The following is an 18518-nucleotide window of genomic DNA, read 5'->3' as shown; positions in this document are numbered from 1 at the left end:
ACATCCGACAAACCGTACGCTGAGGGGTGATGCGCACCCCGGAGGTGCCGCGGACGGCTCGGTGGTCGGTGGGCCGGGCGTCAGTCGATGTCGAAGGGGCTCGATCCCGGTACGCACTGTCCGACCGGCGGGCAGAACCACTCCAACGCCGTGGTGAGCACCTCCAGTTCGTCCTCGCGGCCGTCCGCGTCGGGTCCGTAGGAGGCGATGGCGTAGATGTTGCCGTCCGAGGCCACGAACCGCTCGTCGTAGACGTGCCAGGTGCCGACGTCCGGTTCGCCCTTGATGCCGTCGGCGAGGTACTCCAGTCGTGAGCCGGTGAACCCGGCGTCGTCCAGGCGTCGGCGGCCGAGTTCCTCGAAGCCGTCCGGCTTGGCCGTGTCGTCCGAGAGGTACAGGTCGAACGAGGCGTCCGGGGACTCCTCCGACACCTGGTAGACCTGCAACCGGCGTTCGCTGTCGGTGCTGCGGTAGTTGACCACGGCGATCCCGAACCGCGAGTCCACCGTGGTCCGCGCCCACCCCTCGGGGATCGCGATCCGGAAGCCCTCGTCGTCCTGGTACTCCTCGTATCCCGCGGGGAGGACGAGGCTCGACGCGCTGGGCGACGCCGTGTCCCCGGTGGGCGTCACGCTCGGGTCGCCCTGCCGCGAGACCCCGTCGGTCGCGGAGGACCCGGAGGATGCGGACGGGGACGGGGACGCGCTCGCCGCGGCCCCCGAGTCCTCGTCGCCCAAACCGACGACCAAGGTCAGCACCAGACTGACGGTGACACCGACGGCGGCGGCCCCGATCAGCACGGACCACACCAGTCGGCGGCTCGTGCCGCCGCGGGCCGGGGCGGGAGCGGTGAGCTGATCGCCCGGCGGCCAGGTCGTGGCGGGCCAGGTGGTGTCGGCGGGAGGCCAGGCCCCCTCGGGCAGAGGGCCGGGGGGCCCGGAAACGGACGAGGAGGACTCCCCCGGCGCTCCCGCGTCCCCTGCCGCTCCCGCTCCCGCTCCCGGCGCTTCTGTTTCCGCCGCTTCCGTTTCCCTCGTCCCGGCCGCCGGCGGCCACACCGGTGCGGTCTCCGGCCGGGTCGGCGGTGGCGATGTCGGGGTGCCGCGGGGGCCGGTGGGGTCCTCCCAGCGCTGGGTCTCCTCGTTCCAGTACCGGGCTCCCCCGTCGCCGCTCATACCGGCCTCCTCACAGCCCCAGCAGGCCGGCGACGGCCCCGGCGGAGGCGAGCAGGCCGACGAGGGCCTGGGAGTCGGTGAGGAGTTGGCGCAGCCGGTCGAGACGGGTGGGGCCCGCCTGGCCGGTGCGGGTGAGCTCGTCCTCGGTGTCGGCCAGCGCCTCGTCCAGGACGGCGGTCTGCTCGCCGGCCCGCACGCGGGTCAGGTCGGCGCGCAGTTCGCGTACCGCCTGGAGGAGTTCCTCGGCGGCCTGGTCGCGCTGTACGCCCGTGCCGTGGTGGCTCTCGGCGTGCGCGTGGCTGCCGATGGCGAAGGTGCTCTGCGAGACGTCGCCGATGCTGACGTGGGGCTCATCCGTTGCCATCGGTGGGGGTTCCCTTCTGCGGCGCGGCGCCGCCGGTGGTGGTCGAGGAGGAAGAGGAAGAGGAAGAAGAGGAGGAGGCGGCGGAGGCGTGGCTGCCGACCGCGAAGGTGCTGCTCTCGACGCGGTCGATGTTCACGCCGCCGTTGCTGATGTTCACGATCTTCTGGGTGAACTCGCCGGTCCGGTAACCGGATTCGGCGAGCGCGACCCGCACCCCGTTCGCCACCCGGTCCTGCACGCTCTTGAGGTAGCGGGCGACGTCCATCTCCTGGAACAGGGACCCGGCGGCCACCGACCCCAGCTCTCGCACCGACAGGGCGGGCCCGTCGGGCAGCGCGCCCGCGTTCCCGGCGGTGAGCAGCTTCCAGACGTACGCCACTCCCCTGCCCAGCGTGGCCAGGGAGCCGAACGCGGAGCCCGGCACCCGGACCACCGCCCAGGCGGCCTTGCCGAGCGCGTTGTTGTGGCGGAAGCGGTGGGCGGTGCGGTCGGCGTTCTTGAAGTCCTCGCGCACCGGCGTCAGGACGTGCGGCGCGACCTCCAGCATGAGCATGCGGCCCTGGGTGTGGATGCGCACGAAGACCGTGACGACCAGCTCCTCCTCCCAGCCGCCGACGCGGATGCGCAGGAAGTGCCGGCGCTTCTCGGCACCCTCCTCGACGGCACGCGCCCGGTGGTCCTCGAAGGCCTGCGCGGTGTACGGGGCCTCCTCACGCCGCCGCAGACCCTCGGCGGGCAGGAACACGCACTCGTCGATCTCCAGCCGGCGCAGCCGGTCGCGACCCAGGCTCCCGGCGTACTCGGCGGGCAGGCGCAGCTGTTCGAGGAGGGGCCGGATCTGCTCCAGGACCTTGCGGTTGCCGAGCGGCTGCTGCTTCTTCGCCTCGTCGGGGCGCAGTTCGACGGCGAGGACCCAGGTGTCGTAGGCCGCGCCGGCCCCGCAGAACGGCCGGCCCTCGTGGTACATGACCAGTGGCGCGCCCTGTTCCAGCCGGATGCGGTCCTTGAGCCGCTGGAAGCGCTGCCCCTCGGCCCGCTCGGCGGGGTCGCCGGCGGCGTCCGGGAAGCGCTGCGGGGAGAGTTCGGCGGCCATCACCCGGGCGAACTGGCCGCGTTGGGCGGCGATGCACAGCGCGATCAGGGCGAACATGACGATCGTGACCCAGGCCCGCCAGGGCTCGATGGCGCTGCCGAGGTCGTCGAAGTCGGGCACCAGCGCGCGGGAGGCCGAGTCCGAGAAACCGTCGCCGTACAGGCCGGAGTTGTCGTAGGAGTCGTAGGACGAGCCGTACGCGTCGCCGTCGTCCGAGTCGCCGAAGGCCGCGACGGCCACCAGGATCAGCAGGGCCGCGAACATGAGGCGGCCCCACCAGCGGAGCAGGAAGGCGGGCACCCTGCGGTACAGCGGCTGCGGGCCACGGCCCCTGACCCAGACGGCGACCGCGAGATACAGGCTCGGCCACAGGAACAGGCCCAGTACGCCCCCGGTCAGGGCCGTGCCGACCACCCACAGTCCGAGGACGGCCCCGGCCCAGGCCAGCTCCTGGCGGCGGGCCCGCAGGGCGTGCGCGAGGACCCGGGCCGCGTCGAAACCGAGCGAAGGGGCCACGATCCGCTGCTCGTTGAGATGCAGCTCCTCGATGACCGTGTCGCGGTAACCGGGGTCGAGATAGGTGCCCGCGCACAGCAGGCGGGTCGCCTCACTGGCGTGCGGTGCCGTGGGCGGCGGGTCTTCGGGCGGCGCGGTTGCGGCCGGTGTCCGCTGTGGTTGCTGAGGCACGTATGCGGTGCTCACGCCATTCCCCCGATGCGTGGACGACTCTCAAAGACGCCTGCTCACACTGTTGTTGACACACCATCAGCATAGAGCGAGCGGTGCGAGGGACGGAACCGGAATACCACGTGGGGCGTACCGCGGCACGACTCCCACGGGTACGCCGCCCACTGGTTCGGGAAGCACGATGCGGGAAGCCCGGTTCGGAAGCGTGGTGCGGGAGCGCCTCACTCGGGGGCGCTCACCCGCACTCCCGCCCCTCGGGGCAGAAGGAGCCCAGTGCCCTGGTGAGCGGCTCGCGCACCGATGCGGGGGCGAGGGTCTCGGGCCCGCTGGAGCGGATCGCGTACAGGGTGCCGTCGGCCGACCGGAAACGGTGGTCGACGACCTGGCGGGGGCCGATGTCGGTGTCGTCGTAGCGGTAGGAGAGTTCGGACCAGGTGGCGTCGGAGGCCCGGTCGAGGGGCCGGTAGCCGGGCTGCCGGGCGAAGCCGTAGCCGGGGTGGGTCTCGGCGAGGTCGAGGGACCGGGCCGGGGTGGCCTCCGCGAGCCGGAAGATCTGCAGCCGGCGTCCGTCGGCCGGGGCGTCGTAGGAGACGACCGGGGCGAGCCGGCCCTGCTTCTGCGTGCGGGTCCAGCCCTCGGGGACGTCGACGGAGTAGCCGACGGGGTCCTGCGCGCGGCGGTAGCCCGGGGAGCCGGTGGACGGGGGCGCGGAGACGCTCAGGGCCGGATCGGGTCCGGCACCGGGGCCCGTGGAGGTGTCGCGGATCAGGAACCAGACGCCGGCGCCGACCCCCACGCCGAGGACGACCGCGGCGGTGAAGGCGAGCAGCAGGCGCCGTAGGCCGTGGTGGGGCGGCGGAGTGGGCGCGTACACGAGGGCCGTCCGCGTCGGGGCCCACGCCCAGGGTGCCTGGCCGCTCTCCTCGCTCGGTTCGCGTTCCGCTCCCGAGCCGTAGCCGGAACCGTAGCCGTACCTTCCGCCACTCATCACGCCCCCCGAAGTCACCGACCTATGGCGATATCCCGACGGTAGTGGCGGAAAAGGGCACGGACCCCGTTCCGGTCGGAACCGGAACAGAGCCCGTGCGGGGTCGTGACAGTGCCGTCGAGAAGACGGCCGTGCGCAGGCCCGGTGGGCCCAGGAGGCCCGGTGGCCTCAGATCAGGCCGAGACCGCGGACCGCGTCGCGCTCCTCCGCCAGCTCCTGCACCGAGGCGTCGATCCGGGCGCGGGAGAACTCGTTGACGTCCAGGCCCTGGACGATCTCGTACACGCCGTCCTTGGTGGTGACCGGGAAGGAGGAGATCAGGCCCTCCGGGACGCCGTAGGAGCCGTCCGACGGGATGCCCATGGAGGTCCAGTCGCCCTCGGCGGTGCCGTTGACCCACGTGTAGACGTGGTCGATGGCGGCGTTGGCGGCCGACGCGGCGGACGAGGCGCCACGGGCCTCGATGATCGCGGCACCGCGCTTGGCGACGGTCGGGATGAACTCCTCGGCCAGCCACTTCTCGTCGTTCACGGTCTCGGCGGCGTTCTTGCCGGCGACCGTGGCGTGGAAGATGTCCGGGTACTGCGTCGCGGAGTGGTTGCCCCAGATGGTCAGGCGCTTGATGTCGGCGACCGTCGAGCCCGTCTTCTTCGCGAGCTGGGTCAGCGCGCGGTTGTGGTCGAGGCGGGTCATCGCGGTGAAGCGCTCGGCCGGTACGTCCGGGGCGGCGGCCTGGGCGATCAGGGCGTTGGTGTTGGCCGGGTTGCCGACGACGAGGACCTTGATGTCGTCCGCGGCGTTGTCGTTGATGGCCTTGCCCTGCGGCTTGAAGATGCCACCGTTGGCGGAGAGCAGGTCACCGCGCTCCATGCCCTTGGTACGCGGGCGGGCGCCCACCAGGAGGGCGACGTTCGCGCCGTCGAAGGCGACGTTCGGGTCGTCCGTGATGTCGATGCCCTGGAGGAGGGGGAACGCGGAGTCGTCGAGCTCCATCGCCGTGCCCTCGGCGGCCTTGAGCGCCGGCGTGATCTCCAGGAGGCGAAGCCTGACCGGCACGTCCGCGCCGAGCAGCTGGCCGGAGGCGATGCGGAAGAGCAGGGCGTAACCGATCTGGCCGGCCGCGCCGGTGACGGTGACGTTCACGGGAGTGCGGGTCATGGCGTTCTCCGTATGACAGCTGGCGGTGGGGCGTCCCTGCCCCGGACGTTTGATCGATCTCTTGGCGTCAAGAGAGATCCAGCGGTCAGGCTATCGCGCATCCGGGGTACCGGACGTCCGGGGTTGTGTGGCCCAGCCCACAGAGTCGGCCACCGGAGCGGCCATGGGACCGAAGGGGGAAGGCGGCCGCCCGTCCGGGAGAGGGGGACGGAGACGGCCGCCTTGTGGGGGTACCGGTGTCCGGACTCCCGTGGGGGTAACGTGCGCGTGCCCGCGATTCAGGCGGCCATGCGCGTCTCCCCGGATTTCTTTCGCGCCGCTCGGCGCGGGTCGCCGCCGCTCGGTGCCGAGCGGTGTTACTCGGTGCACCCCTTCTGGCCCGAGGCCAGCACCGCGCAGGCCTCCGCCTCCCCCGCGTCCTTGACGGCCACCATCGGCGTGTACGCGATGGTGTCCCCGGCCACCGTGATGTTCCCGGTCTGCTCGGCCTTCCCCACGGTCACCCGCACCTCGTCGCCCTGCGCGGCCTGCGTGATACGCCCCCAGGCGGCACCGCAGGTCTTGCTGTAGCGGACCTCGACGACGGTCGTGCCGACGGTCGCGGTCTTGGCGGTCGTCACGAGGTCGCCACTGCACCCCATGCTCTCCGCGTCCTTGCCCGTGCACGAGTCACCGCTGCACTCCACCCCGGCCGGCAGGTTCGGGTTGGTGGTGGCCGAGGGCGAGGGCGAGTCGACCGCGTCCCGCGTCTTGTCGCCCTTGCCGCCGTCGGTCAGGACGTACGCGGCGGCGACCACGACGACCACACCGAGGACGCCCGCGAGGAACATCGTCAGCCGCCGCTTGCCGCCCGCCCCACCCGAGGACCCGCCGCCAGGGCGGGGCCCCTGCGGGGGTTCCTCGTACGGGGTGCGCGTCTCCGGGGTCCAGGCGGGACCCTCGGCCGAGGCGGACGCCGAAGCCGACGCCGGGGAGGCCGAAGCCGGGGATCCGGTACGTGCTCCCGCACCCGCTCCGACACCGGTTCCGGCGCCTGCCCCCGCACCGCGTCCGCCGGTCTGCGCGGGCCGCTGGTATCCGGCCAGCCCCCACGAGTTGCCGCTCGACGCACCGGACGAGCCGGACGACGAACCGGCGGAGGATCCGCCCGAGGGCGTGACCTCCCGTACGCCGCCCGCCGAGTCCCGGACCTCCGGTGCCGTCGGCTGGGGCGGCACCGTCGGGGACACCCCGGCCGGTCCGGCGATACCGGGCGTGGCCGTGGCGCTGCCGCTCTTACGAGCCGTCCCGCTGCCCTTGGCGCCCGCCGGAGGCGCACCGAACTCACCCAGCGCGGCCCGCGCCTGGGAGATCCGGATGGCCTCCATCGTCATGTCGTGGCGCATCTCCGAGCGGCTCCAGGCGCGCTCGGCGAGCTCCCACATCGTCGTCAGATGGATGGGATGGGTGCCGGTGACCTCGGCCAGGGCGACGATCGCGCCCTTCGGCGCGAGCAGCCGGCCGTTCAGATAACGCTCCCAGGACGTCTTGCTGTAGCCCGTCCGGTCGGCCACCGCGGCGATGCTCAGTCCACTGCGGTCCACGAGCCGCCGCAGTTGGCTGGCGAACTCCCTGACCTGCGGATCGAGCTCGTCGGGCAAGGCCCTCCAACGAGGCATTGCTACCCCCCTCTTCCCCCCGGTTGTGCTGGTTTTCCCGCGCTCCCCGCGCATGTGCCCTCTGCCGAGTCCCCGTTGTGGCCTACCCACAGGGATGCGCCCGGTCAGGATCTCAGTTCCCGGGATGGGGGCGCACGGGTGCACCGTGGCCGCGGGCATGCACCGTCGCACGCCCACCGGACAGAATTCCAGTGCACCCTCGGCAGAAAAGGACACGCTAGCGTCGGAGTCGAACGACTTCGTGCCAAATCCGCGAACTTGTCAATACATCGACACGAGTGTCACACACCGGAAATACCGCCTGTCACACACGTGCTCGGATCAACCGAAAACCACGGTGCCGACGACGCCGAGCAGCAGCATGAGGAGGAGCAGCAGCACGGCCGTCAGCAGCAGGCGCACACCCCGCCCGCTCCCGGCCTCCTCGGGCGGCGCGTCCCACCACGGCAGGGTCGGATCGTCCTCGTACGCGTCGCCGTCGGCCGGGGGGCTCGCCTCGGAACGCGTCGGCAGGGTCGCGGGGCGGGGCCAGGCCTGGACGGCCAGTTCCCAGCGCACGGCGAAGCGCTCGGTCTCCGCCCTCTCCAGTCCGGCGATCCGGCACAGGGCGGCGACGGCCTGGCGGGGCGGGGGCTGGGTGCCGTTGAGGTAGCGGTGCCAGGAGGACTTGCTGTAGGCGGTGCGGGCGCCGAGCGCGACCAGGCTGAGCCCGGTGCGGTCCTTGAGGAGCCGCACCTGTTCCACGAAGTGCCGCGCCTCCGGCGGCAGATCGTCCGGCAACGGCTGCCAGCCGCCCATCGGCCACCTCCCCTGTGGGATCCCGGTCCTGAGCAAGTGACGACGTCAGAGGAGTGATCGGTTCCCGGGACGGCCGGGACTGTCGCACATCGCGGACACGATGCCGGAACGGTCACCGCCCTGGCACAGCGCGCGGACAGCCATTGAACAGGCCGTCGCCCGTGCAGGAGTGTGGTGCGCGGCGGCGGCCCGTCCTTGCTCGGGGGAGAGGACGGGCCGTCGTCGTCGTGCGACACGGCGCGGTGGCGAGGGTCGGTGACACCGGCCGGCGACCCCCGCCGGCCGCACCCGTCAGCCGCTGACCGTGAAGTGCAGCGTGTCCTTCAGGAACGGGATCACCAGCCAGGGATCCGGCTGCACCATCAGCGCCAGCAGGACGATCGCGAGGCCGAGCACGCCGTACGTGACGATGTCGGTGAAGCGCGAGCGCACCGCGAGCATCCCGACGTCCGGCAGCAGCCAGCGCAGCGCACCGCCGGCCAGCAGCGCGACGCCGATCAGGAGGATGCCGACCCGGAACAGGTCGAAGGCGGTCACCAGCAGCCCGATCCCGGTCAACGCCAGGACGGCGAGAATCGGCCACTGCCGCGCGGGTGCCGGGGCGTCGCGCGGCGCGGCCCGGCCGCCGCCCTCGGGGCGTGCGGTGTCCCGCGTGAACAGCGGGAAGCGACGGGTCACCCGGCGCGGCTTCCCCTCGGCGTCGGGGGCGCTGACGGCGTCCCGCACCTCGATGTCGTCGAGGTCGTCGAAGTCGCCCTTACCGCCGCTGCCGCCGCTCCCGTCACCGCCGTCACCACGTTCTACGGCGTTGACGGCTCGGCCGGCTCCGATGTCGTCGCCGTCCTCGGTGGTCTCGGTTGTCTCGCCACTCTCGGCGCTCCGGGCCTGCGCGACCCGCTCACCACGCTCGGCATGCCCGGCCCGCCCGGCCCGCTCAACAGGCTCGGCGCGTTCGGCCGTGTCGACGGTCTCCGTGTCCTCGGCCTTGCCGGAGGTGCTCTCAGCCGGCACTGCGCTCCGCCGCCTCGACCACGTTGACGAGCAGCTGGGCCCGGGTCATCGGGCCGACGCCGCCCGGGTTCGGGGAGATCCAGGCGGCCACCTCGGCGACGTCCGGGTGGACGTCTCCGACGATCTTGCCCTCGGCGTTGCGCGAGACACCGACGTCCAGGACGGCGGCGCCCGGCTTCACGTCTTCGGCGCGGACGAGGTGGGCTGAACCGGCCGCGGCGACGATGATGTCCGCGCGCTTGAGGTGGGAGGAGAGGTCACGGGTGCCGGTGTGGCACTGGGTCACCGTGGCGTTCTCGCTGCGGCGGGTGAGCAGCAGCGGCATCGGGCGGCCGATGGTCACGCCGCGGCCGACGACCACCACCTCGGCGCCCTTGATCTCGACGCCGTGGCTGCGCAGCAGCGTCAGCACGCCGTTCGGGGTGCAGGGCAGTGGGGCGGGCTCGTTCAGGACGAGGCGGCCGAGGTTCATCGGGTGCAGGCCGTCGGCGTCCTTGTCCGGGTCCATCAGCTCCAGGATCCGGTTCTCGTCGATGCCCTTGGGGAGCGGCAGCTGGACGATGTAGCCGGTGCAGTCCGGGTCCTCGTTCAGTTCGCGGACGACCGCCTCGATCTCCTGCTGGGTGGCCGTGGCGGGAAGGTGGCGCTGGATGGAGGCGATACCGACCTGGGCGCAGTCGCGGTGCTTGCCGGCGACGTACTTCTGGCTGCCGGGGTCCTCCCCGACGAGGATGGTGCCGAGGCCGGGCGTGACGCCCTTCTCCTTCAGCGCCGCCACGCGGACGGTCAGATCGGACTTGATCGCGGCTGCGGTGGCCTTGCCATCGAGAATCTGGGCGGTCATGGCCCCATCCTCGCGGATGACCCGGCCCGGGTTCCAATCCGGGTTCCGATCGGGGTTCCGATCCCCCGCCCGGCCGGTGCTCCGTTCCCCGATCCGATCCGGGTTCCGATCCGGTTCCGGCCAAGATCGGCGAGGTTGCACTTGCACAACACATCCAGAATGCGGCTGGACAACAACTCACCTCTCCTAGAACGATGTGGGGCGCAGTATCGCGGTTGGTGTTCGGGGGGCAAACCGCTCAGATCAGGATGTTCCTCCGCGCAGCCCGCATTGTCCCCAGCTTGGTCAACGGAGGAATCCCGCCATGAGTTTCGGCTCGCCCAACAACCCGTACGAACAGCCGCAGAACCCCCAGCAGCCGCCGCAGCAGCCCGGCCAGCAGCCTGGTTACGGCTACCCGCAGCAGCCCGGCCAGCAGCAGCCGTACGGCTACCCGCAGCAGGCCCCGCAGGGTGTTCCGCCGCAGCAGGGCTACGGCTACCCGCAGGCGCCGCAGGCCCCGGCCGGTTACGGCTACCCGCAGCAGGCGGGTTACGGCATGCCGCCGTCGTACGCGAACTGGGGCCAGCGGTTCCTCGGCACCCTCGTGGACGGCCTCGTCTTCCTGGTCCCGTACATCCTCGTGATCATCGACGCCAGCGCCCAGACCGGCTTCCTGTCGGTCATCGGCGGGCTCGGCATCCTCGGCCTGGCGATCTGGCAGCTGATCAAGGAAGGCCGCACCGGCCAGACGGTCGGCAAGAAGGCCCTCGGCATCCGTCTGGTGCGGGAGAGCGACGGCCAGCCCCTCGGCGTCGGCATGGCCTTCGTCCGCCGCCTCGCCCACTTCCTGGACAGCCTGGCGTGCTACCTCGGCTGGCTGTGGCCGGCCTGGGACGCCAAGCGTCAGACGTTCGCCGACAAGGTCTGCTCGTCCATCGTGATCCGCTCGAATTGAGCACTGTTTCACCACATCTGACGGCGGATCGCAACGACGCCTTCCCGCCATCCTTTCCCCGGGGCCGTGTCACGTCGTGACACGGCCCCGGGGCGTCGCCCACTCTGGCCCGTAGACACGCGGGGACGGGGAGACGGACCGTGTACAGCATCATCGTGGTACCTCCGCCGACCACGGAGGGCGAGCCGGACCGTGCCCAGCTGCGGCTCGCACCCGGCGAACGGCTGGCCTTCGGCCGCGCCGCACAGCACAACGACCTGATCGTCCCGCACGACGGCGTGTCCCGCAGAGCGGGCGCGATCACCGCGCAGAGCACCTTCTGGACCCTGAGCAACCTCAGCGCCGGGCAGACGTACGTCGTGGAGAACCCGGAGGGCGCGGGCGAGCACGTCAAGATCGGTCCGGGCCGCCTGGACGCGCCCGTGCCGTTCGAGTTCTCGCGGATCGTGCTGCCCGCGGCCGGCGACCTGCTGGCGATCGAGGTGTGGGCCCCGCGCCACGACCATCTGCGGGTCGGGTCCGGACTCGACGGCGACACCACCTCGCCCGCGTTCTCCGTCGACCGCACCAAGCGCTACTTTGCGGTCCTCACCGCCCTGTGCGAGCCGCGCCTGCGCGGCGAGCCGCACGCCCCACTGCCCACCGTCGACCAGGTCGTCGACCGGCTGCGCCCCGCCTGGCCGGCCGCGTCCCGCACATCCGTGCAGTGGAACATCGACTACCTGGCCGTGAAGCTTCGCCTCAAGCCCGGTCCGGAGACGGCCGAGACCGGCCCACGTCTCAACGGCAAGAAGGAGTCACTGGTGTCCCTGGCCCTCCGCTTCGACCTGGTACGGGAGGACGACCTCGCCGTCCTGGCGACACCGTCCGCCCGGGGCACGCGGTGACCGAGCCGTACGCCGTGCAGGTCCCCCGCGGCTACCGGCTCGGCGTCTGGGAGGTCCGCGAGCCCATCGCCACGGGTGCGTTCGGCAGCGTGTACGAGGCACGGCGCGCGGACGAGGCGCCGGGCACCGAAGGCCCCGCGGGCGCCAAGGGCACGGAGGGAGCGGAGGCGGAGGAGGCACCGCGCACGGTCGCCCTGAAGTTCCTGCCCACCGGCACGGGCACGCCCCGCCAGTTGACCCACCTGCGCGAGCTCATCGAGCGCGAGATCGACCTGCACCGCAGACTCAGACGGCCGCGGCTGATCCGGATGTACGACACCCTCGTCGTCGACGACCCGGACCGTCCGCAGCTCGACGGCGCCACCGTCCTCGTCCTGGAGAAGGCGGAGCGCTCCCTGTCCGCCCTGCTCGCCGCCTCGCCCCGGCCGGCCGCGGCTCCGGCGCTGCTCGCGCAGATCTGCGAGGGGCTGGCCCAGTTGCATCGGGCGGGCTGGGTGCACGGGGATCTCAAACCGGCCAACGTCCTGCTGATGAAGGACGGTTCGGCCCGGCTCGCCGACTTCAACATGGCCGCGGAACTGGAGGGCACCCACGCCTACACGCCGGCCTTCTCCACCCCGGACTACACCCCGCCGGAACTCCTCTGGTCGGAGATCGGGGAGCGTGGCCGGCGGATCCGTCCGTCCGCCGACGTCTGGGCCTTCGGTGTCCTGGCGCACCTGCTGCTGACCGACTCCTTCCCGTTGCCCGGCGGCACCCCGACGGCCCGCCGCGACGCGGCCGCCGCCTTCGCCCGCGGCACCGACGAACTGCGGCTGTCCCCCGAACTGCCGGACGTCTGGCGGGAGATCGTGCGGGAGTGTCTGACCCGCACGCACGCGGACCGTATCGGTACGGAGGCGCTGCTGCGGCGGGTGGAGGCCGCGGCCGGCACGGCCCGGCCGACCCGGCTGCCCCGGCTGCCCCGGCTGTTCACGCGGCGCCCCGGCCCGGCCTCCCAGGGCTTCGCCCGACCGTTCGCACAACGGAACCGGCGTGCGCGCGCCCTGTTGGCCCTCGCCGTGTCGGTGGCCGCCGTCGCCGCGTCGGCGCTCGGGTACGGCATCAGCACCTGGGCGGCGGGCGACGGCCCGTCCGGCGGCGGGAGCGGTGACGGCGCCGGCGGCGGGGCCACGAACATCTCCACCTCGGCCGCCGCGTACGGCGCGGTGGACCTGCGCACCGACCGGGGCATCCCGCCCGCGTACCGGCTGCTGATCGTCGAGTCCGCGCACGACTGCGACAAGGACGATGTCACGCCCTCCCTGATCGCCGCCATGCTGAAGGTCGAGAGCAACTTCGATCCCTTGCTCTCCGACCCCGCCAACAACGAGTACGGCATCGCCCGTTGGACCCCGAAGGTGCTGCGCTGGTGGATGCACGAGGACGGCACCCCCGGCGAGACCGTCCCCGAGCCGCCCTTCCCGCCCGCCGAGTCCATCCCCGCGATGGCCCGCTACCTGTGCTGGATCACCCCGCGCCTGGACGACGAACTCCCCGGCGACCGCCGGGTCCTGATCGCCGCCGCGTACCGGACCTCGTACGACACGGTGAACGACGCGGCCGGAGTTCCCCCGAAGAACCGCTCGTACGCCGCCCGCGTCGCCCACTACCTCAAGGAGTACACGCCTCCCGGGAAGAAGTGACCCTGAGAGTTCCGAGGTACCGGTCGGCGGGCGCCACCGGCATGGTGGGGCCCGCCCTCCGCCGTCATGGCGGAAACGACGGCCTTTATCGCACAGCCCCTGCGCATTCGTTCACGACACGCCGATTTTGCGTGCTCTTGGGGGACCTGTGCGCTTCCTTCCTACCCTGAGGCCAGTTCCTTGCCGGGGGAGGGAAGCAGTCATGCACAGCATCATTGTCGTGCCCATGCACAGCACGTGCCCTGACGATCACATCCACCTGGAGCCGGGCGATTCCCTGTCGTTCGGCCGTACGGCCCGATCGCGCGGCCCACATCTGACCATCCCGCACGAGGGCGTCTCCCGTGAGGCCGGGGAGATCACGACCGCGGGCGCCTACTGGCGGCTCAGCAACCTGAGCAGCGCGCAGACCTACGTGGTCGAGAACCCGGAGGGCGCGGGCGAGCACATCAAGGTCGCGCCGGGGCGGCTCGACGCCCCGGTGCCCTTCGAGTTCACCCGCGTGGTCCTGCCCGCCGGAAGCGAACTGCTGAGTTTCGACGTCTGGGCGCCGCGCCACGACTTCCTGGACCGCACCGGCCCGAGAGACGGCGCGCCCACCTCGTGCGCCTTCCCGCTCGACCGCGGCAAACGGTACTTCCAGGTCCTGGTCGCCCTGTGCGCCGCGCGTCTGCGCGGCGAGCCGCACGCCCCGCCACCCACCGCCGAGGAGCTGATCGAGCAACTGCGCCCGCAGTGGCCGACGGTCACCCGTGCGTCGGTGGCGTGGAACATCGACTACCTCGCGGTGAAGCTGCGCCTCAAACCGGCTCCGGACACGGTGCCGGGCGGCGGCCCCCGCTTCAACGGCAAGAAGGAGCGCCTGGTCTCCCTGGCGCTGCGCTTCGATCTCGTACGGGAGACCGACCTGGCCGTGCTGAGCGGGAACGGGGGCGCCGCCCGATGAGCGTCCAGCCGTCCTCGCACGCCGTGCAGGTCCCCCGGGGGTACCGCGTCGGCGCCTGGGAGGTGCGCGACCCCATCGCGTCCGGGGCCTTCGGCAGTGTGTACGCCGCCCGGTGCGCCGAGCCCGCCGAGGGCCTGCCGGCCGAGGCCGCGCTGAAGTTCCTGCCCACGGGCACCCAGACTCCACGCCAACTGCGCCACCTGCGGGAACTCGCCGAGCGGGAGACCGAGTTGCTGCGCAGGCTGCGGCGCCCGCGTCTCGTCCGCATGTACGAGGCGCTGACCGTGGACGACCCCGCCCGCCCCACCCTCGACGGCGCCACCGTCCTCGTACTGGAACGCGCCGAGGGCTCCCTGGACCACCTGCTCGACCAGCTGCCGACGCGGTTGCCGACCCGGTCGCGGGGCCGAGGGAACGACCCGGCCTACCGTGCCGTCGCCGTCCCCGGCGGGCCCTCCCTGGTCGCCCAGATCTGTGAGGGGGTGGCCCATCTGCACCACGCGGGCTGGGTCCACGGCGACCTCAAGCCCGCCAACGTGCTGCTGATGGCGGACGGTTCGGTCCGGCTCGCGGACTTCAACCTGGCCGCCGAGCTGCACGGCACCCACGCCTACTCCCCCGCGTTCACGACCGCCGACTACACCCCGCCCGAACTCCTGTGGGCCGAGGTGGGCGAGCGCGGCCACGTCACCCGCCCCACGGCCGATATCTGGGCCTTCGGCATCATCACCCACCTGGTACTGACCGGCTGTCTGCCGTTCCCCGGAGCGAATCCGGGCGCCCGCCGGGAAGCGGTCCAGCGCTATGCCAAGGGCCGTGACGAACTCCGCCTCTCACCGGAACTCCCGGACGCCTGGCGGCAGATCGTCACCGACTGCCTCGCCCCCACCCACGCCGAACGGGCCCCGCACTCCGCGCAGTCGCTGCTCCGCCGGGTCGAGGCCGTGGCCGGGGCCGCCCGTTCCCCGCGGCTGCCCCGGCTGAAGCCGAGGCGTGGGCCGCATCCGGCCGTCCTCGGCTCGCTCGCGGCGGTGACCGCGGTGTCGCTGGCCGGCGCCGGCCTCCTCGCCCTGCGCGAGCCGGCGCCCCAGGGGTACGAGCGCTGCGACCAGGGCGACGTCTGCTTCTTCACGAAACCGGACGGACAGGGCGAGATGTGCGCCTGGTACGAGTACGACGACGACTGGATCGGCGGCATCGTCGTCTGCGACTGGGCGAAGACCACCAGGCCGAGGTCGGCCTTCAACAACGGCTACACCGGGGACCCGCACGCCGATGTCGAGCTCTTCCGCGAGGCCGACCGGAAGAAGCCGTTCGGCTGCCTCCAGGAACTCCAGAAGATCAATTTCCCCGACCCCGGTGGCCTGGTGATCCGCTCCCACGAGTGGGTGGCGAGCTGCTGAACCCTGCAACGTTCGAGGTACCGCGTTCGCGGCCGGCACCGGATGCTCGACATGCCCTCGCCGAACGACGGACGAGCGGCGGAAGAACCGCAACGGGGAGACACAGATGCAGACAACAGACATGGCCCGACGCCGCACCGCGGCCGTGGCCCTCGCGGCCGGCGCCCTCGCGCTCTCGTTCGGCCTGGGATCCGCCGGTACGGCCACGGCGACACCGGCCCAGGCTCCGGCGGCCGACGTGGTCGCGGCGGCGGCCAAGCCCAAGTTCCAGATGCCGTTCGCCTGCAACACGCACTGGCGGCTCGACGCCTACGGCAGCGGTCACAACCCGGCCCTGGACATCGTGGTGAAGGGCAACACGGGGTCGTCGGGCAAGGCGGTGTATCCCGGCTACAAGGGCACGGTGGCCCGCACTTTCTGGGACCGCGGCGCCGGCAACGTCATCATCGTCAAGCACGGCGGCGGCTGGTACACGGCCTACTACCACCTCAAGGACAAGCACGACAAGTACGTCCAGAAGGGCGACAACGTCACCGCGAAGACGAAGATCGGCCGCGTCGGCGCCACCGGCAGCAACAGCGGCAACTGGGCGCACCTGCACTACGAGCAGCGCTACAAGGCGAGCGGCATCCCGACCGAGGCCCACCGCAAGCCCGTCCACTTCAACGGCAAGAAGTACACCGGGACGGGCAACACCTGGAAGGACGTCACCAGCAAGAACTGCTAGGACGCCCGGAGCAGGTCGAGAAGGAGGGCCCGGCCCTGGTGGGGGACACCAGGGCCGGGCCCTCGGCGTTCTCCGCATGCCCACGCCCCTCCTACGGCCCGCCGGTCTTCCGGCGGGCCGTTCGTCCCGTGGGCCGTTCGTCCGGTGGTGACGGGTGCGGTGGCCGGCCGGCACACCGGGGGGCACCCGCCGCGGGACGGTAGCCTCTCGTCAACTGGCGGGACACAAGCGCGCGTTGTGACAGAGCAGCACATCGGGGGACCCATGTCAGACCACCGGCCGGCGCCGCACTCTCCGGCGTCCGAAGGCGCCGCGTTGAAGCAGGCCGGCGCGAGTCCGCTCCGGCCCACGGACCCGGTGCCGATCGGCCCTTACACGCCCCTCGGGCTGCTCGGCAGCGGCGGCATGGGCCGGGTCTACCTCGCCCGCCCCGCCGACGACGCTCCGGGACTCGCCGCCGTCAAGGTGATCCGGCCCGAGTACGCCGAGGACCCGGACTTCCGGCGCCGGTTCCAGCGGGAGGCCGCCGTTCACGCGCGCGTCGTCACTCCGCACGCGCCGCGCCTGCTCGGCACCGGGTTCGAGGACGAACTGCTGTGGATGGCCACCCAGTACCTGCCCGGCCTCAGCCTCGCCGACGCCGTCCGCGCGGGCGGCCCCCTGGAACCGGCCGGGGTGTGGCGGCTGGTGGCTGAGCTGGGGAAGGCACTGTCGGCGCTGGCCGCCGCCGGCGTCGTACACCGCGATCTCAAGCCGTCCAACGTCATCCTGTCGCTGTCGAGCGCTCACGTCATCGACTTCGGCATCTCGCGGGCCGCGGACAGCAGCGCGATCACCACGACCGGCAACCGGGTCGGCACGCCCGCCTACATGTCCCCCGAGTACCTGCGCGAGGGCCGCTGCGACACCGCCTCCGACGTCTTCTCCCTCGCGTGCGCGATCGTCTACGCCGCCACCGGACACGCCCCGTTCGGCGACGGCACGGGCGTGGATGTCATGCACCGGGTCGCCTTCGAGGAGCCCAAGCACGAGCTCATGGCCGAACTGACGGCCGCCGACCCCCCGTTGGCCGCCCTGCTGTCCTCCTGCCTCGCCAAGGACCCCGTCGGACGGCCGACACCGAAGCAGCTGATCGACGCGGCCACGGACGCCGGTCACGACCACACCTCGTCCTGGCACGAACCGCTGACCACAGCCCTGCTCGCCCGCCAGCAGGGCTGTGAGCTGCTGGAAGGGGACTCCGCCGAGGAGAGCGGCCACTTCCGTCCGCCGACGTGGCAGGTGGCGGCTCCCGAGTTCGGCCCGGCACCCGGTCCCACGACACCGCCGCAGGCGTACGGGGCGCCGACGCCACCGATGCCGTCGGCGCGGCACGGCGGTCCCGGGACGCCCGTGCCATTCGACCCCGCCACCACCCACTCCTCCGGCGCGCACCCGCCCACCGTGCACCCGTCCGGTGAGCACGGCGAGCGCCGCGGGCGGAAGGCGCGCTTCCTCGCCCTCGCGGCCGGTATCGCCGTGGCCGCCGTGGCCGCGGGCGCCTTCTTCCTCACCCGCCCCGGCCTCGACGCGACCGCCTCCGCCTCCCCCACCGCCTCCTCCGCGTCGCCCTCCGGCGTCGAAGCGGCCCCGGCACGTCCCGGTCCCTCCGGCTCGCCTTCCGCCACCGGGGCGAAGGAGACCGCCGACGAGGAGGAGGAGCAGCAGAACGTGACGGACGAGGAGTCGGAGAACGCCGACAGCGCCCCGCCCGGATCCACCGGCGCAGCACAAGCCACCCCCGACGACGACCCGACCGCCCCCTCCGGCGGCGGCAGCACCCCGACCCCCACCGCCACCAGGACCGCGACCGAACCCGTCACCCCGCCCTGGATCTCCCAGTGCACCTACTACTCCGGCACCGAACTCACCAACCAGGGCGACAAGGGCCAACGTGTCGTCCAGGTGCAGTGCATGCTCACCCAGCGCGGCTACAGCGTCGGCGGCGCGGGCGTGGACGGCCGGTTCGGCCGGGACACCACGTCCGCGGTCAAGCTGTTCCAGAGCGACAAGGGGTTGGACGTCGACGGCGACGTGGGCCCCAAGACCTGGGCGGCGCTGCGGAGTTCCAGCTAGCGGAGAGGGCCCGCCGGTCACGACCGGCGGGCCCTCGTAGTT

The 18518-nt window shown here is 72.3% G+C and carries 16 protein-coding genes; 7 read left to right on the top strand and 9 right to left on the bottom strand.

Features of this window, described 5'->3' with window-relative positions:
- Positions 1–80 precede the first annotated feature (80 nt).
- The 9 genes from ACZ5VD_RS28295 to ACZ5VD_RS28255 form a co-directional block, all read right to left on the bottom strand.
- The gene (locus tag ACZ5VD_RS28295) at positions 81–1175 is read right to left on the bottom strand and encodes a hypothetical protein (protein WP_468683691.1); all 1095 of its coding nucleotides are present in this window, start codon (positions 1173–1175) and stop codon (positions 81–83) included.
- 10 nt (positions 1176–1185) lie between these two features.
- The gene (locus tag ACZ5VD_RS28290; RefSeq protein WP_468547530.1) at positions 1186–1539 is read right to left on the bottom strand and encodes a hypothetical protein; all 354 of its coding nucleotides are present in this window, start codon (positions 1537–1539) and stop codon (positions 1186–1188) included.
- A complete protein-coding gene (locus tag ACZ5VD_RS28285; protein WP_468547531.1) occupies positions 1526–3334 on the bottom strand; it encodes a hypothetical protein in 1809 nt (602 codons plus the stop codon). The genes ACZ5VD_RS28290 and ACZ5VD_RS28285 overlap by 14 nt, the downstream gene beginning before the upstream one ends.
- A gap of 220 nt (positions 3335–3554) precedes the next feature.
- Entirely contained in the window at positions 3555–4307 is a 753-nt protein-coding gene (locus ACZ5VD_RS28280) for a hypothetical protein (protein WP_468683689.1), read from the bottom strand.
- 168 nt (positions 4308–4475) lie between these two features.
- Positions 4476–5465 (bottom strand): malate dehydrogenase, encoded by a 990-nt coding sequence (locus ACZ5VD_RS28275; protein ID WP_468547533.1) that lies wholly within the window; start codon positions 5463–5465, stop codon positions 4476–4478.
- Between the two features lie 356 nt (positions 5466–5821).
- Positions 5822–7105, bottom strand: a complete 1284-nt coding sequence (locus tag ACZ5VD_RS28270; protein ID WP_468547534.1) for a helix-turn-helix domain-containing protein — start codon at positions 7103–7105, stop codon at positions 5822–5824.
- A gap of 339 nt (positions 7106–7444) precedes the next feature.
- On the bottom strand, positions 7445–7921 hold the full coding sequence (locus ACZ5VD_RS28265; protein WP_468547535.1) for a helix-turn-helix domain-containing protein: 477 nt from the start codon (positions 7919–7921) through the stop codon (positions 7445–7447).
- A gap of 291 nt (positions 7922–8212) precedes the next feature.
- The gene (locus tag ACZ5VD_RS28260) at positions 8213–8752 is read right to left on the bottom strand and encodes a DUF3017 domain-containing protein (RefSeq protein ID WP_468547839.1); all 540 of its coding nucleotides are present in this window, start codon (positions 8750–8752) and stop codon (positions 8213–8215) included.
- Between the two features lie 169 nt (positions 8753–8921).
- Positions 8922–9776, bottom strand: coding sequence for a bifunctional methylenetetrahydrofolate dehydrogenase/methenyltetrahydrofolate cyclohydrolase (locus ACZ5VD_RS28255; protein ID WP_468547536.1), 855 nt, complete (start codon positions 9774–9776; stop codon positions 8922–8924).
- 304 nt (positions 9777–10080) lie between these two features.
- Here ACZ5VD_RS28255 and ACZ5VD_RS28250 point away from each other — a divergent pair, with 304 nt between their 5' ends.
- The 7 genes from ACZ5VD_RS28250 (at position 10081) to ACZ5VD_RS28220 (ending at position 18476) form a co-directional block, all read left to right on the top strand.
- On the top strand, positions 10081–10713 hold the full coding sequence (locus tag ACZ5VD_RS28250) for an RDD family protein (RefSeq protein WP_468547537.1): 633 nt from the start codon (positions 10081–10083) through the stop codon (positions 10711–10713).
- A 140-nt stretch (positions 10714–10853) separates the two neighbouring features.
- Positions 10854–11600 carry an FHA domain-containing protein gene (locus ACZ5VD_RS28245; RefSeq protein ID WP_468547538.1) on the top strand — a complete coding sequence of 249 codons (747 nt, stop codon included), beginning with the start codon at positions 10854–10856 and terminating at the stop codon, positions 11598–11600.
- A complete protein-coding gene (locus ACZ5VD_RS28240; RefSeq protein WP_468547539.1) occupies positions 11597–13285 on the top strand; it encodes a protein kinase domain-containing protein in 1689 nt (562 codons plus the stop codon). Before ACZ5VD_RS28245 ends, ACZ5VD_RS28240 begins: the two co-directional genes overlap by 4 nt.
- A gap of 202 nt (positions 13286–13487) precedes the next feature.
- A complete protein-coding gene (locus ACZ5VD_RS28235) occupies positions 13488–14231 on the top strand; it encodes an FHA domain-containing protein (protein ID WP_468547540.1) in 744 nt (247 codons plus the stop codon).
- The gene (locus ACZ5VD_RS28230) at positions 14228–15634 is read left to right on the top strand and encodes a protein kinase domain-containing protein (protein WP_468547541.1); all 1407 of its coding nucleotides are present in this window, start codon (positions 14228–14230) and stop codon (positions 15632–15634) included. Before ACZ5VD_RS28235 ends, ACZ5VD_RS28230 begins: the two co-directional genes overlap by 4 nt.
- A gap of 106 nt (positions 15635–15740) precedes the next feature.
- Positions 15741–16361, top strand: a complete 621-nt coding sequence (locus tag ACZ5VD_RS28225; RefSeq protein WP_468547542.1) for a M23 family metallopeptidase — start codon at positions 15741–15743, stop codon at positions 16359–16361.
- A gap of 264 nt (positions 16362–16625) precedes the next feature.
- Positions 16626–18476 carry a protein kinase domain-containing protein gene (locus tag ACZ5VD_RS28220; RefSeq protein WP_468683687.1) on the top strand — a complete coding sequence of 617 codons (1851 nt, stop codon included), beginning with the start codon at positions 16626–16628 and terminating at the stop codon, positions 18474–18476.
- The last annotated feature ends 42 nt before the right edge of the window (positions 18477–18518 follow it).

Source organism: Streptomyces sp. NPDC032822, assembly GCF_055578825.1.
This window is presented reverse-complemented; position numbering and strand designations above follow the sequence as displayed.

What these genes read in the sequence shown, in the direction of transcription:
- ACZ5VD_RS28295 (WP_468683691.1), bottom strand. Translation starts at nt 1,175, where the DNA reads ATGAGCGGCGACGGGGGAGCCCGGTACTGGAACGAGGAGACCCAGCGC.
- ACZ5VD_RS28290 (WP_468547530.1), bottom strand. Translation starts at nt 1,539, where the DNA reads ATGGCAACGGATGAGCCCCACGTCAGCATCGGCGACGTCTCGCAGAGC.
- ACZ5VD_RS28280 (WP_468683689.1), bottom strand. Translation starts at nt 4,307, where the DNA reads ATGAGTGGCGGAAGGTACGGCTACGGTTCCGGCTACGGCTCGGGAGCG.
- ACZ5VD_RS28275 (WP_468547533.1), bottom strand. Translation starts at nt 5,465, where the DNA reads ATGACCCGCACTCCCGTGAACGTCACCGTCACCGGCGCGGCCGGCCAG.
- ACZ5VD_RS28265 (WP_468547535.1), bottom strand. Translation starts at nt 7,921, where the DNA reads ATGGGCGGCTGGCAGCCGTTGCCGGACGATCTGCCGCCGGAGGCGCGG.
- ACZ5VD_RS28255 (WP_468547536.1), bottom strand. Translation starts at nt 9,776, where the DNA reads ATGACCGCCCAGATTCTCGATGGCAAGGCCACCGCAGCCGCGATCAAG.
- ACZ5VD_RS28250 (WP_468547537.1), top strand. Translation starts at nt 10,081, where the DNA reads ATGAGTTTCGGCTCGCCCAACAACCCGTACGAACAGCCGCAGAACCCC.
- ACZ5VD_RS28235 (WP_468547540.1), top strand. Translation starts at nt 13,488, where the DNA reads ATGCACAGCATCATTGTCGTGCCCATGCACAGCACGTGCCCTGACGAT.
- ACZ5VD_RS28230 (WP_468547541.1), top strand. Translation starts at nt 14,228, where the DNA reads ATGAGCGTCCAGCCGTCCTCGCACGCCGTGCAGGTCCCCCGGGGGTAC.
- ACZ5VD_RS28225 (WP_468547542.1), top strand. Translation starts at nt 15,741, where the DNA reads ATGCAGACAACAGACATGGCCCGACGCCGCACCGCGGCCGTGGCCCTC.
- ACZ5VD_RS28220 (WP_468683687.1), top strand. Translation starts at nt 16,626, where the DNA reads ATGTCAGACCACCGGCCGGCGCCGCACTCTCCGGCGTCCGAAGGCGCC.